The 12,908-nt window shown below is 60.5% G+C and carries 11 protein-coding genes; 3 read left to right on the top strand and 8 right to left on the bottom strand.

Features of this window, described 5'->3' with window-relative positions:
* Positions 1 to 20 precede the first annotated feature (20 nt).
* Positions 21 to 1,076, bottom strand: coding sequence for a permease (locus tag ACSQ36_RS23810; RefSeq protein WP_213762217.1), 1,056 nt, complete (start codon positions 1,074 to 1,076; stop codon positions 21 to 23).
* A gap of 39 nt (positions 1,077 to 1,115) precedes the next feature.
* Complete coding sequence (gene mnmH / locus ACSQ36_RS23805; protein ID WP_436183826.1) at positions 1,116 to 2,183, bottom strand: tRNA 2-selenouridine(34) synthase MnmH; 1,068 nt, start codon at positions 2,181 to 2,183, stop codon at positions 1,116 to 1,118.
* A 329-nt stretch (positions 2,184 to 2,512) separates the two neighbouring features.
* On the opposite strand from mnmH, the gene ACSQ36_RS23800 reads away from it, so the two are divergent.
* Positions 2,513 to 3,892, top strand: a complete 1,380-nt coding sequence (locus ACSQ36_RS23800; RefSeq protein WP_436183825.1) for an ethanolamine ammonia-lyase subunit EutB — start codon at positions 2,513 to 2,515, stop codon at positions 3,890 to 3,892.
* Positions 3,892 to 4,698 carry an ethanolamine ammonia-lyase subunit EutC gene (gene eutC / locus ACSQ36_RS23795; protein ID WP_436183824.1) on the top strand — a complete coding sequence of 269 codons (807 nt, stop codon included), beginning with the start codon at positions 3,892 to 3,894 and terminating at the stop codon, positions 4,696 to 4,698. Before ACSQ36_RS23800 ends, eutC begins: the two co-directional genes overlap by 1 nt.
* A gap of 113 nt (positions 4,699 to 4,811) precedes the next feature.
* On the opposite strand, the gene ACSQ36_RS23790 is transcribed toward eutC, so the two are convergent.
* From ACSQ36_RS23790 to opgC, 5 genes are all read right to left on the bottom strand, one after another.
* The gene (locus ACSQ36_RS23790; RefSeq protein WP_436183823.1) at positions 4,812 to 5,780 is read right to left on the bottom strand and encodes a fimbrial protein; all 969 of its coding nucleotides are present in this window, start codon (positions 5,778 to 5,780) and stop codon (positions 4,812 to 4,814) included.
* 171 nt (positions 5,781 to 5,951) lie between these two features.
* Entirely contained in the window at positions 5,952 to 8,642 is a 2,691-nt protein-coding gene (locus ACSQ36_RS23785) for a fimbria/pilus outer membrane usher protein (protein WP_436183822.1), read from the bottom strand.
* Positions 8,643 to 8,821: 179 nt separating this feature from the next.
* Complete coding sequence (locus ACSQ36_RS23780) at positions 8,822 to 9,124, bottom strand: hypothetical protein (protein ID WP_436183821.1); 303 nt, start codon at positions 9,122 to 9,124, stop codon at positions 8,822 to 8,824.
* Between the two features lie 86 nt (positions 9,125 to 9,210).
* The gene (locus ACSQ36_RS23775) at positions 9,211 to 9,771 is read right to left on the bottom strand and encodes a fimbrial protein (protein ID WP_213762210.1); all 561 of its coding nucleotides are present in this window, start codon (positions 9,769 to 9,771) and stop codon (positions 9,211 to 9,213) included.
* Between the two features lie 487 nt (positions 9,772 to 10,258).
* Positions 10,259 to 11,386 carry an OpgC domain-containing protein gene (gene opgC / locus ACSQ36_RS23770; RefSeq protein WP_436183820.1) on the bottom strand — a complete coding sequence of 376 codons (1,128 nt, stop codon included), beginning with the start codon at positions 11,384 to 11,386 and terminating at the stop codon, positions 10,259 to 10,261.
* 313 nt (positions 11,387 to 11,699) lie between these two features.
* Here opgC and ACSQ36_RS23765 point away from each other — a divergent pair, with 313 nt between their 5' ends.
* Positions 11,700 to 12,443: a TerC family protein gene (locus ACSQ36_RS23765; RefSeq protein ID WP_436183819.1), complete on the top strand. Its 744-nt coding sequence runs from the start codon at positions 11,700 to 11,702 to the stop codon at positions 12,441 to 12,443.
* 63 nt (positions 12,444 to 12,506) lie between these two features.
* Here the strand turns inward: ACSQ36_RS23765 and ACSQ36_RS23760 are convergent, their stop codons facing one another.
* Positions 12,507 to 12,902 carry a DUF4186 domain-containing protein gene (locus ACSQ36_RS23760; protein WP_436183818.1) on the bottom strand — a complete coding sequence of 132 codons (396 nt, stop codon included), beginning with the start codon at positions 12,900 to 12,902 and terminating at the stop codon, positions 12,507 to 12,509.
* Positions 12,903 to 12,908 lie beyond the last annotated feature (6 nt).

The raw sequence follows: 12,908 nt of genomic DNA, 5'->3' as shown, positions 1-12,908 counted from the left end.
ACGAATTACATCACGCGCGCCTAGAACCCCAGCGCCACAGCAAGCAGCCCCGCGACAATCCCGAACCCCACCACCGCAACGGCCACGAACGTCAGTACGCGCGGCGGAAAAGAACGGCCGAGCATCGCGACCGACGGCAAGCTGACCGGCGGCAGCGTCATCAGCAACGCGCCTGCGGGACCGACGGACATGCCGAGCGACAGCATTGCCTGGATGATCGGCACTTCGCCCGCTGTCGGGATCACGAACAACGTGCCGGCAATAGCAAGTCCCACAATCCACAGCACGCTATTGTCGATATTCGGACCAATATGCGGAAACAGCCACGCCCGCGCGGCACCAAGCACCAGCACGAGCACAATGTATTCGGGCACAAGCCGGATCGTCATGCGTCCGAGAATGCGAACCCAGCGCGTGAATGCCGTACCCGGATCTTCCGTTGTGACCAGCTTCGCCATCTCGATGCGCGACGCTTCAGCTTCCTTGGGCGTCACCATCCGGTTCACGGCGTAACCCAGACCGAACACCATCAGTACGCCAAGCGCGAGCCGCAGTCCCATCCATTGCCAGCCGAGCACGAAGCCCATGAAAATCAGCGTGGCCGGGTTCAGCACGGTGTTACCGAGCCAGAACGCGATAGCCGCTCCCGGCGCCGCCTGACGCGCCCGCAGGCCGGCCACCACCGGCGCGGCGCAACAGGTACACATCATGCCCGGCAGCGACATCAGGCCGCCGTTCACCACGCTGCCGAAGCCGCTCTTGCCGAGCGCGCGCGCCACCCATTGCGGCGGAATCAGCGCCTGCACCGCCGAGCCGAGCAGAAGCCCCAGCACCATTGCCTGCCAGATCGCCTTGCCATAGGCGATGGCATAGTCGATAGCCGCCTGCCACGACGGCGCGGGCGCGCTCGCGGCGGTGCCCATCAGGATTGATTTGCCAATGGAATGCTGACTGGCCGCCACGAACGCACGGTTGTAGTAAGGAAACCATTTGACGTAAAACAGGCCCACGACCGCGATCAGCAGGAACGTGATCCAGCCGAGCGCGACGCGGGGTTGTCGAAGAGTGGATTGCATGGTCTTGGGTAGTTTGTATTGGATTGGATTGAAACGGCATCAGGCTGAGGTAACAGGCACGGCCTCAAGCCGTGCCAGCAGCGCCCTTGCCTGCTCGACCACATCGGCGTCGTTCGGCCGGAACAGCATGTGCGTGGCGTGCGGCAATTCGCTGAAATTCTGGTGACTGCTGCGCGCGTAGGCCGGATCGTAATGCAGGTCGATCAGTTCGCGGGCAAGCTCCGCCTCCCGACCCGCGTCGATCAACGCATGCCAGCCGCTCACCCGCTCGCGGCTATGCAGCCCGATCAGCCGCGACAGTTGCTGCTTGAATGACTCCGGATCCTGGAAAAGATGAGCGTAATCGTGCAGCAGGAATGTGGCGCGATCCTCGCGGCTTGCCTCGACCTCGACACACGCGCCGCGGTGAAACGTGTCCAGCAGCGCGAGGGGCAAGGAGATCGTGCCGATCCGCCTGCTCTCCGCCTCGACGAACACCGGCCGGGCCGGATCGAAGCCGCGTAGCGCGCAGACCAGCAGCGTGTCGAACCATTTCTGCGATGGTTGCCGCTCACCCGGCAACGCGCCGAGCAGGGAGCCGCGATGTGCCGCCAGTTGTTCCAGATCCAGCGTCTGCGCACCGGCCTCGTGCAATGCGTGCAACAGACGCGTTTTGCCGCTGCCGGTGGGGCCTGTCAGCGCGATATATCGGAACGTGGCGGGCAAATGGTCGAGCGTATCGAGCGTCGCGCGCCGGTAGGTCTTATACCCGCCCGCCAGTTGCCGCGCCTGCCAGCCGATCATGCTGAATACCGTGGTAACGGAGCCGGACCGGGTACCGCCGCGCCAGCAATAAATCAGCGGACGCCAGTTGCGCGGCCGGCCGGCAAAGGTCGTATCGAGGTGCTGCGCGATATTGCGCGCGACCAGCGCAGCGCCCACGCGGGACGCTTCGAACGGCGACACCTGCTTGTACATCGTACCGACCCGCACCCGCTCCTCATTGCTCAGCACGGGGGCGTTGATCGCGCCGGGGATATGGTCGTCCGCGAATTCGAGCGGCGTGCGGACGTCGACAATCTCGTCGAAATCGGCCAGGCGATCGAGGGAAACAAGCAGGTTTTTCAAGGTGCGCCGCGCAAAAGTGGCCTGATGGGAAGAGCGCGATTATCGCACGCGGAAAATCGGGTCGCGATGCGCCCGGCGCGCCGTCCAGACCGGCGATCCGGCATGGATACACTGTCTGCTCCATTCAAATTACCATTTCCGCATTTTTGACTGTTCATTGTTTCGCGCATACTTCGAGATCGACGCCTGGATCGGCCACCGGCCCCGGTCATCGCCGAAGGATGCGGCTCAACCTGCGCGCGCCGGCCGGATGCCGGATGCCGGATGTGCTACCCGGCCGGCGAGCGCAGGATAAGTGCCTGGAGAAGCCTTGGAACAAGGATCACACGATGACCTATAACGAGACCATCGGTCTGCGGACTTACCGTTTCGACGACCTGAAGACGCTGCTGGCGAAAGCCAGCCCGCTGCGTTCCGGCGACCAGTTGGCAGGCGTGACAGCCGATACCGAAGAAGAACGCGTAGCGGCGAAGATGGCGCTGGCGCAAGTGCCGTTGCGCACCTTCCTCAACGAGGCCGTGATCCCGTACGAGAGTGACGAGGTCACGCGCCTGATCATCGACGATCATTTGCCCCAGGCTTTCGCCGAGATTTCGCATCTCACCGTGGGCGATTTCCGCAACTGGCTGCTCGCGGACACCACCGACTCCGCCGCGCTGATCCGCGTGAGCGCGGGGCTGACACCGGAGATGGTCGCGGCCGTATCGAAGCTCATGCGCAACCAGGACCTGATCCTCGCCGCGAAAAAACGGCCGGTCATCACGCGCTTTCGCAACACGATCGGCTTGCCCGGACATCTGTCGGTGCGCCTGCAGCCGAATCATCCGACCGACGACGTCAAGGGCATTGCCGCATCGATGCTCGACGGCCTCATGTACGGCTGCGGCGACGCCGTGATCGGTATCAATCCGGCCTCGGATTCGTTGAGCGCGATCACGACGCTGCTCGTGATGATCGACGACTTCCGGCAACGCTACGAAGTCCCCACGCAATCATGCGTGCTCACGCATGTGACCAACACGATCGCCGCGATCGAGAAAGGCGCGCCGGTCGATCTCGTGTTCCAGTCGATTGCGGGCACCGAGAAAGCGAACAGCAGTTTTGGCGTCTCGCTGGCGCTGCTTCAGGAAGCGCATGAAGCCGGGTTGTCGCTCAAACGCGGCACCGTTGGCAACGACCTGATGTATTTCGAAACCGGTCAGGGCAGCGCGTTGTCCGCCAATGCCCATCATGGCGTCGATCAGCAAACCTGCGAAGTGCGCGCTTACGCGGTCGCCCGCAAGTTCAGCCCGCTGCTGGTCAACACGGTGGTCGGGTTCATCGGCCCCGAGTATTTGTATGACGGCCGGCAGATCATTCGCGCGGGACTGGAAGATCACTTTTGCGGCAAGTTGCTCGGTGTCCCCATGGGTTGCGACATCTGCTACACGAATCACGCTGAAGCCGATCAGGACGACATGGACAACCTGCTCACGCTGCTCGGTGTCGCCAATGTCAATTTCATCATGGGCATTCCCGGCGCGGATGACATCATGCTGAACTATCAAAGCACCTCGTTCCACGACGCGCTCTATGTTCGCAATGTGCTCGGCTTGCGGCGCGCGCCGGAGTTCGAGGCCTGGCTTGAATCGATGCGAATCGCCGATTCGCGCGGCAGGTTGCTGAACCAGTCCGCACCGCAACCGCTGCTTGAATGGATAAGCGCCTGATGGCCGATTTCGACGATCCCCCTTCTTCCGTCAGCACCAATCCGTGGGACGCGTTGCGCCGTTTCACCAACGCGCGCATTGCGTTGGGCCGGGCGGGCAGCAGCCTGCCGACGGCGCCGCTGCTTGCGTTTAATCTTTCGCATGCGCAAGCCCGCGACGCCGTGCATCAACCGCTCGATGTGGACGCCCTGCATGCATCGTTGCGTGCAGCGGGTTTTGATACGCTCGATGCCGAAAGCGCTGCCCCCGATCGCGATCATTATCTGCGGCGCCCGGATCTGGGCAGAAAACTGAACGATGAAAGCGCGGCACGGCTGCGCGACTACGCGGCCGCGGCGCCCGCTGCGTTCGATATCGTGTTCGTCGTCGCCGATGGTTTGTCGGCCTATGCCGCCGCGGGTCATGCCGTACCGCTGCTTGAGCGGATGCGCTCGAAGCTTGCTGGCATCAGCATCGGTCCGATCGTCGTCGCCAGGCAGGCGCGGGTCGCACTCGGCGATGGTATCGGTGAGCTTTTACGGGCGCGGATCGTAGTGATGCTGATTGGTGAACGGCCGGGTTTGAGTTCGCCCGATAGTCTCGGTATCTACCTGACCTATGAGCCGCGCATCGGCAAAAGCGATGCGGAGCGCAACTGTATTTCAAACGTTCGGCCTGAAGGACTTGGTTACGACGCGGCAGCGTTCAAGCTGCATTACCTGTTGACTGAAGCGACGCGTCTGAAGCTGACGGGCGTCAAGCTTAAGGACGACAGCGATGCGTTGCTGCCGGCGGCGGGAGAATCAGGCTCGGCGTTGCCGCGTTAAGGCAAAGCGCGAAGGCGGAAGTCATCGCACGCAGCGCTTGCAACGGCGTCATTGTGCGATACCGTTGCTTCGCTCTGCCGGTCTCGTGATAGACCTTGTCCCGCTCACGTTTCCTATTGATACGACATGGTGAAGGTTGCTTTCGCGTTCGCAGAACCGCTGCCAATCTTGCCTGTACGGATGTACCGAGCGGTTAGCGGAACTATCACCGTGCCGCCCGGGGTTTGCGCGGGTGTCAACACGAACTGACCCGCGTTTCCCGGTACCGACGAATCAACGCCAAACTTGACGGGCGTCGCGTTATAAAGGATTTGGTAACCGAGACCTTGCGCAGTCGAGTCCGAACTGAGCGACAGCGTTGTCGTGTTGTTCAAAGGCGTGCTCACGTCGGTTAGCGTGGTGTACACCTTGACACCTGCGTCGCAGTTCAGGCCTATGTTCAGGCTCGTTTCACCATCGGTTGATCCGACGTTCGGCAATCGGGAGGTGTAGGTCTTCGGCATGGTCACGGCAATGGAAGGTGTCGTGACCGTGCATGCGGCGATGGAAAACGTACCACTTGCGGCACCTGAGAACAGGTTAAACGTACCACCAACGTCCGGCAAATATTCGTTAATGATGACTGGCGCGATCGTCGTCAAATTGCCGGTTGTAGCTGTGCCGAGCTTCAAAAAATAAGCCGTCAGTTTTAGACTGAATATTTGCGGAATGCCTGTACTCGAAGCCGCGAGTGGGCAGTTGATCGTTCGTTTACCTTGTTTGACCTGCGACGGCCAGCCTTCCGAGTACGGGCTACAAGAGGTGCCTGTTGCATTTTCAATAATGTACCTAACGGCAACGTCTGGGAGATTCGTTTGGAAGTAGTACTGGTTTCCAGCTACGTTTACGCCATTGGGCGCGTATATATATAACTGTATCGTGTGACTTGAGCTGTCTGGAATGCATCCAATTTGCACCGTTGTGGAGTAAGGCGGACTTTGCGTGCCGATGGGAGCGTCACGCGGAAAAAGGTTGTCGGTGACGGCAGGAGCATAGTCGAGGCCTCCCGTTATAGAACACACGGTGGTCGCTGCAACCGACACTGACACGCCAACCGTTACCTGAAGCAGGCAAAACAGGATTATCACAAGTCGTTTCAACATGAAATTCGTCGTCTCATAGTTTGGCACCTGACACCGCGTGAACGTGACCTTGCAGTTATGTGATGTTTGCCTACCGCCTGACGTGTCGAGAACGCGGCCCCTTCAATGGCCTTATCGCTCGGCGGTCGCGGGAACGACTGTTGCAACCGCCCCCCTCCCACTCGCCACCATTTCACTTCCCAACACGCAATGCGACTGCAGCGACAAATACCCGGGGTTATACGCCTTCGCCTCTTTCTTCGGCAGCGTATAAGCAATCCGGCATTGTTCAACCGGGCCATTTCCCCACTTCACCGTCAGCGCTCCCTGATCCTCAAGACCGCGTGCAAATATTCTGCTGTCCTGACCGACCACACCCACGCTCTTGCCTTGTTCGTCTTCCACACTCGCTCCAAATGGTAACGTCCCACCACCCAGTTTCGGCGCCTGAATCAATGCAGCCCGACCACTCACCGTCTCGTACTTCATCATCACTATAGAGCCTGCGCGCGGCGCCACTTGCGCGGATGTCGATTTAAATTCGACATCGGTGGACGTGCCCTTCGGGTCAATATCCACTTCGTTCATGGTGTAAGGCGACAAGTACGGAACCACCGCATAACCGCGTGAATCCACCTTCGTTCCCGGTGAACTCGTCACCATCGCACCGGCTGCAGCGGGTGCCTCCACAATCCCGATCGTGTCGCCCACCGTCTGCGACAAAGTCACCCCGCCCGGGTGCGCCACCACCGAACCCTGCACGCCGACCGACACCTGACGCGTGCCGCCACCCGCGCTCGCCGATGCATTCAACGTCGCATAAGGCGCACGATACGTCGCGCTCAAACCCGCGTTGCCGTTGTTGGCCGAACTGCCGCCCGCGTTATACGTGCCATATCCGTTGTACGAGAACTGGTTCGTTTCACCCAGCGAACCACTCACGTTCGCCTGCATGTTCGTGGCGCCATCGGAGGTATGTGAGGCGTTCGTGGTCAGCATCGGCGCATGCGCCTTGTGGCCTAGCGGAATGGTCGTGCTCAACATGAATTCGTTCGACATCTGGCCATCCATTGACCGCGTGCGCCCCGCCGTCAGGCTGTACGTTCCGTACTTGAACGCGTTGGTGTAGCCGGCCTGGAACAGCGTGTCGTTACCACCGTGGTTCCAGTAGTTCTGCGACGAGCCCGTCACGAACATCGTGCCGTGGTCGCCCAGCTTTTGGTTGATCGACACCTGCATGCGGTTACGCTGCCGATAAACCGAGTTGATATCGCCACCGTGATCTGCAATGTCCCGTACCGACGCGGCATCGTTCAGGTTCATGTAGCCCGCCGTCGAGAAGCGGTACGCGGCCACCGATACGTTCGTATCTGTGGCCGCAATGAACTTGCTGTAGCCCACGCGCAAGCTCGTGCCGTGCATCGACTGCGCGTTCGGGATGCTGGTGAAGGCGCCCGTCACGTCCATCGAGAATGCGCCGATACCCGTGTTCAACGCACCGCCCACGTTCACTGCACCGTACCCGCTCGACGCGACCGCGCCGCCGTAAACGGTGACCGTGTTGGTCAGGCCGCGCTGAATCGTGAACTGGGCGAAGACGGGTTTCGTATCGAGCGAATCATTGCGCAACTGGCCGGCGGTCGCGCTGAAACGCGTGACGCCGGGGCGCAGCAATTGCGCCACCGACGCAAACGGCACCGTGAATTCCTTGCTGCGGCCATCGGCTTCCGTCACGGTCACCACCAGATCGCCACCGTAGCCGGTCGAGTAGAGGTCGTTGATTTCAAACGGGCCCGGCGCAACGTTCGTTTCCTCCAGCACCTGGCCGTTTTGGCGAATCGTCACGCGGGCGTTCGTTTCAGCGGTACCACGTACGACCGGCGCGTAACCGCGCATCGATTCAGGCAGCATGCGGTCGTCGGTGGCCAGTTGCACGCCGCGAAACGACACGCTGTCGAAGATCTCGCCGGTCGTGCTCGTATCGCCCACGGTCAGTTGTGACCCGAGCTTCGTCACGTCGCGCTGCGCGTAGGTCGCGATGTTGTCGAATTGCGTCTTTTGACCGGTCCCGGTCGATATCGACGATTGGTGGCGGATATGCCACGCGCCAATGTTCAGGCCGGCGCTCAGGCCAAGATAGCTCTGGCTCGAACCGACGCCCGAGCTCGCCGTGTGATACGTGTTCGCGTTGTAGCTGATGAAACCACCGTTGACGCCCTGGTCCCATTGTTCGGGCGGCACATAACCGCGTGCGGAGTTCTTCATGAACGCTTGCGGCACGCTCAGTTCGAGCGTCTGCTGCGTGAAGTCGAAATCGACCGTCGCGCCCGGTACGATGGCGCCAATTTCAGCGCAGGTGTCGGCGTTGGCAGTAGTTGTTGCCGCAGTCGTTGCCGCGCCACGTCCCGCGGCCGCATCGGCCTTCGCCAGATCCACGCCCGCGCGCTGCAACAGCGCGCGGTTGAAACAAGGCGTTGAGCCCAGCTTGCCGTCGGTTGAAACAAAGCGAATGTCTTCACGCGCCAGACGCGCGCCATTCACGATCAGGTCGACCGAATACGTTCCCGGGGTCACCGCGTTGCCGCGCGTGAAACGGCTGGTGTCGATGGCCGTGCCCGCGTCCCCGCGCAGATACATGTTGTCGAAACTGACTTCATCGATGGCGCCGGTCTGGGTTTGCGGCGTTGTCGCGGCCTCTGCCACGGCTTGAGAAATCGCACCGCACGCCATCATCGAGAAAGCGATCGCGGCAAGCGGCTTCAGGCGCAGCCGGAATGCGACCGGGTACTGAGCATTGAATGCGGTTTGAGCAGCGAGTTTCATGATTCAGCCTGCGATGGTTAGGTCAATTCAGACGCGACTTGACCCACCGGGCTGTTCGGACAGTCCGCTCGGTAAAACGCGTGTTGAGTGTTGAGGGAAGGCGTCGGCTCGATATGGCCCGCGACACCTTCAATCCGCCCCGGTGCGGGGCGAAGCCTTACGGCGAGTCTTGCGGGGCCTTACGGGGTAATAGGTGCTTCGAACGGCAGGGCGCCGCCGAAATCGCTGATACCCTGATACTTGACGTGCGCGTTGGCGGGAACCGTCTTCAGGTTCTTGATCGGGAACTGCGCGGTGCCGCGCGGCTCGACCATCCCGCCAATGTCGTTCGTATAGGTCTGGCCTGCACCCATCGCCAACTCACGATTTTCAAGGGGATACACCACCCGCGTGCCACTCACGGTCATGCTTGCGCCTGCACTGCCCGCCAAGAAGGCCGCGACCAGACCCAAACCACATGCAATTCGACTAATGGACTTCATGATTGATGTTTCTCCGTGAAAAACGTATCTCGAAATTTCGGTAAAAAAACAGGCATCTGCACCCCGCAGATGCCTGCTGATACGGCTTACTGGTAGTCGACCGTGTACTGGACCGAGGTGTTGACCGGGCCGGCTGTGGCCTTGCCGGTGGCGTAGTACTGAGCGAAGTACTGCAGGTTCGCGGCACCCGACACGATTGCGACACCGTTGCCTGCCAGGTCGTTGTTTGCGCCTGTGACCACGTTGATAGGCAGACGCGATGCGTTGAGCAAACGAACCTGAACGTTCTGCGCACCGGCCGGTGCCTGGTTCATCAGATAACCGGTGGTCTGGTCGATCGTCGGACCGTTCTCGAAACGGGCAACCGCCTTCGTTTCGGTCGAGCAGCCGCTCAGCGCAAAGGTCAGGTCGGTCGCGCCTGTCGTGCCGGCCGTTGCGCCTGGGGCGCTCAGCGCGCTGCCCGTCACCGTCGGCAACGTGACGTTCTTGTCAGCGGCGCCAGTGGTTTTTGCATCGATCGAGCAAGTCGTATCGGTCACGGCACCCGTGAAAGTGATCGTGCCGTCAGCAGCGCTTGCACCGGTTGAAGCGAGCGCCAGGGTGGCCAAGGTTGCAGCAGCAGCGAGGGTGGAGATGAAGGATTTCATGAACGTTTCCAATAGAGAAATGAATGCGGGTTTGTCGACGCTTACAGTGCTTAGGACTACTTCGTCCCGCGATGCTGAGCGCGCAGTGCGAGCCACCTGTTTTTTCATCGTCTGGATTCGTGTGGGAGGCGATGAACCGGTTCGTCTGCGAGTGAATAAATATTAAGACGGGGCCCCTCAGATGACCCTCGGAACTCTCCGAAAGAATTAGGACAAAACTGAGAATTCCTAAAAATGAAACGGGGGATGTGACCTGACGCGGGTCTTTGAATGCAAAAAAGGCGTCCGTGGTGCGGACGCCTTTTTTGCTTTCGTACAGGTTCAGATGAGTGAGGGCTTTCGGGAGCCGAGGCTTGTGCGGGAATCGTTATGGTTATGAGGACCCGCTCGGATCTAGTAGTGATGTGCCGCGTACCAAGCGGATGCTACGCAGCGTAGTTCGTTAGTCGCGCTTTCTTACTTAACGAAAGTCGAGGTCGGCCGCCGTTCATCGAACCACGCGCCCGTCCCCTTCGCTCTTCGCGACCGGCGCAACCGGTCTTAAACCGATCACATCAAGGACACGCTGGCGATGTGGAATCGCGAGCAACAGACCCAGCGCGACGGCGTCGGCGGCGAAACCCAGCGGGACATCAATCAGTCCGCCAGTGAGCGTGAACAATACCGAATCCACACACAACGAGATCACCGCGCCCAATACGAAGCACATCAGTCCATCGCGGCCGACCGCGCCGACCCAAGGCAAGCGCCGCGCAATCTGCTTCACTACGCCGTGACGTGCCAGGTCGCCCGCAAGCCACGCGATGCCCAAGAAATTGACAATTCTCGCGCCGGCCAGATTGCGCTTGAAATCGCCATCGAAGGAAACGGGGAGCACGAGCAGTTTGTAATACGCCATGCCCGCGACAATCGCGAGCGCAGCAACGCTCACCACCCAGCCGAACCGGTGCGAACTCACGCGCTGATAGACCGGCTGGCAGCACGCGAGCACACCGAGAACAAACATCAACTGCCACGCGGCGGGATTAAAGTCCCACAGCGAGTCATCCGCCGACGGCAAATACTCGGCAACGGGAGCCGCCGCTGCCCACAACGCAATACTTGCGCCCAGTAACAGCCACGGCTTGCTGCGAGCCAGCGGCAACACCAGCGGCACGGCCAGCGCGAAGAATGCATACATGGGCAGCACGGAAGACAGATACGGCTGACGGCGCAAAAGCAGCACGTCGGCAAGCACGGTGAACGGCGCGGCGAAGAAGCTGTCCAGGTCGGCGGTAGCCAGATTCGGTGCACTGCCGAAAAATGGCCGCAGCACGAAACTTGTCGCCAGCATCAGGGCCGCAGTGATGAGAAACGCACGATAGATTTCGAATGCGCGCCGGAAAAACCGTGCCCGCGCGGCCGATTCGGAGCGGCGGCCCGACATTGACACATAGGCGGTCGCGGTGGCAAATCCACCAAGGAACACGAAGACTTCGGCGGCGTCGTTGAGCGCGAACGCGTGAAGCGTCACGCGGGATATCATGCTGCCGCCAATATGATCGACCAGAATCACCAGCAGTACGAGACCGCGAAAAAAGTCCAATTCAACCAGGCGTTGGGATTTTCCCTGCATGTGAAACCTGAAAAATGCTGCCGGACGCGGGCAGTGAAGATTGAAGGCGTGGGTTCCGGTACGGTTCCGGCTAAAGTAAGTGCACAGTTACCATATGGCGCGCAGCACTAGAGTTTACCCGCATTTTCGCGTCGCACCATTTCGATGGGTTTGTCGCTGTCGACCCTGCATCCGTCGAACTTTTTGACTCTGCAGCGCTCTCAATTATTTCATTAAGCTTACATTTTTGCTTGGCGCGTCACGTATCATCGCGAACGGCTGCCGCGTAGGCGCCGTAATCGGTTCTTCCTACTTCCCCAAGACCCTTGATCTCATGGACTATTTAGTTGCATTGGCAAGCGACCCAGGCGCGTGGGCCGCACTGGCGACGCTGCTTGTCATGGAAGTCGTGCTCGGCATCGACAACCTGATCTTCATCTCCATTCTTACGAACAAATTGCCCGAGGCGCATCGTGCCCGTGCGCAGCGGCTCGGCATTGGGCTGGCGCTGATCATGCGGCTTGGCCTGCTCGGCACGGTCGCGCTGATCGTGCGCCTGACCGCGCCGATCTTCACCGCGTTCGGACACGACTTCTCGTGGCGCGATCTGATCCTCATTGCCGGCGGTGCGTTCCTCGTATGGAAGGCAACCACCGAGATCCATCATCACGTCTCGGGCGAAGGTGATAACGGCAGCGGTGCCGTGAAAACGTCCACGCTCACGCCGTGGTCCGCGATCGGCCAGATATTGGTGCTGGATCTCGTGTTTTCCATCGACAGCATCGTGACCGCGGTCGGCATGACGGAGCACATTCCCATCATGTTCGTGGCGGTGGTCGGGGCCGTTTCAGTGATGATGTTCGCAGCGGGACCGCTGTCGCGTTTCATCGAAAGGAACCCGACTGTCGTGATGCTCGCGCTCGGCTTTTTGCTCGTGATCGGGATGACGCTGGTCGCCGAAGGGTTCGGATCGCACGTTCCCAAGGGCTATATTTATGCAGCGATGGCTTTCTCGGCGTTGGTCGAGGCGCTGAACATGCTGTCGCGACGGGCGAAGAAGAAGCGCGCTTTGGAATGATGACGCGATAAGTCGACCCCGCCGCGCGGCTCCAAACCGCGCGGCGGGGTCTTCGTTTCCTTATCAGAACGGCAAGTCGGGCTGACGTGGCGGTTTATCGGCGCCAGTCACTTTTTGCGCCTTCAGCCAACGTTCGATTGCCTGCACGACATGATCCCGTTCGTCATCGTCCAGTCGTTTCCCCGCTTCTATGCCATGCCACTTGGCGAGGCAACTCCGGCAGCACGTCGCCGTGGCGTGCTGCGCGATAAATACCGGGTGGCCACGAAATGGCGTCTGCTTGCCATCGTTCGGCGGTTGTTCGGATGCAAGCCGCCGCGTGATGAGTTCACGCGCGTGGCCGATCACTTCCGTCATCCCGTGCTCACGCAAATACGCCTCTTCACGCGCACCAAGGCGGAAGCGCATGCGAAAATTCGAATGCGACAAGGCGTCGAAAACAGTGTCGAGATCGCGCATGGCACG

The sequence above is a fragment of the Caballeronia sp. LjRoot34 genome, from assembly GCF_964253815.1.
In the GTDB taxonomy this organism is placed as follows: domain Bacteria; phylum Pseudomonadota; class Gammaproteobacteria; order Burkholderiales; family Burkholderiaceae; genus Caballeronia.
This window is presented reverse-complemented; position numbering and strand designations above follow the sequence as displayed.

Excerpts from the sequence above, each read along its gene's own strand:
- ACSQ36_RS23780 (WP_436183821.1), bottom strand. The coding sequence starts at position 9,124 with ATGAAGTCCATTAGTCGAATTGCATGTGGTTTGGGTCTGGTCGCGGCC.
- ACSQ36_RS23765 (WP_436183819.1), top strand. The coding sequence starts at position 11,700 with ATGGACTATTTAGTTGCATTGGCAAGCGACCCAGGCGCGTGGGCCGCA.
- ACSQ36_RS23785 (WP_436183822.1), bottom strand. The coding sequence starts at position 8,642 with ATGAAACTCGCTGCTCAAACCGCATTCAATGCTCAGTACCCGGTCGCA.
- opgC (WP_436183820.1), bottom strand. The coding sequence starts at position 11,386 with ATGCAGGGAAAATCCCAACGCCTGGTTGAATTGGACTTTTTTCGCGGT.
- eutC (WP_436183824.1), top strand. The coding sequence starts at position 3,892 with ATGGCCGATTTCGACGATCCCCCTTCTTCCGTCAGCACCAATCCGTGG.
- ACSQ36_RS23760 (WP_436183818.1), bottom strand. The coding sequence starts at position 12,902 with ATGCGCGATCTCGACACTGTTTTCGACGCCTTGTCGCATTCGAATTTT.
- ACSQ36_RS23810 (WP_213762217.1), bottom strand. The coding sequence starts at position 1,076 with ATGCAATCCACTCTTCGACAACCCCGCGTCGCGCTCGGCTGGATCACG.
- ACSQ36_RS23800 (WP_436183825.1), top strand. The coding sequence starts at position 2,513 with ATGACCTATAACGAGACCATCGGTCTGCGGACTTACCGTTTCGACGAC.
- ACSQ36_RS23775 (WP_213762210.1), bottom strand. The coding sequence starts at position 9,771 with ATGAAATCCTTCATCTCCACCCTCGCTGCTGCTGCAACCTTGGCCACC.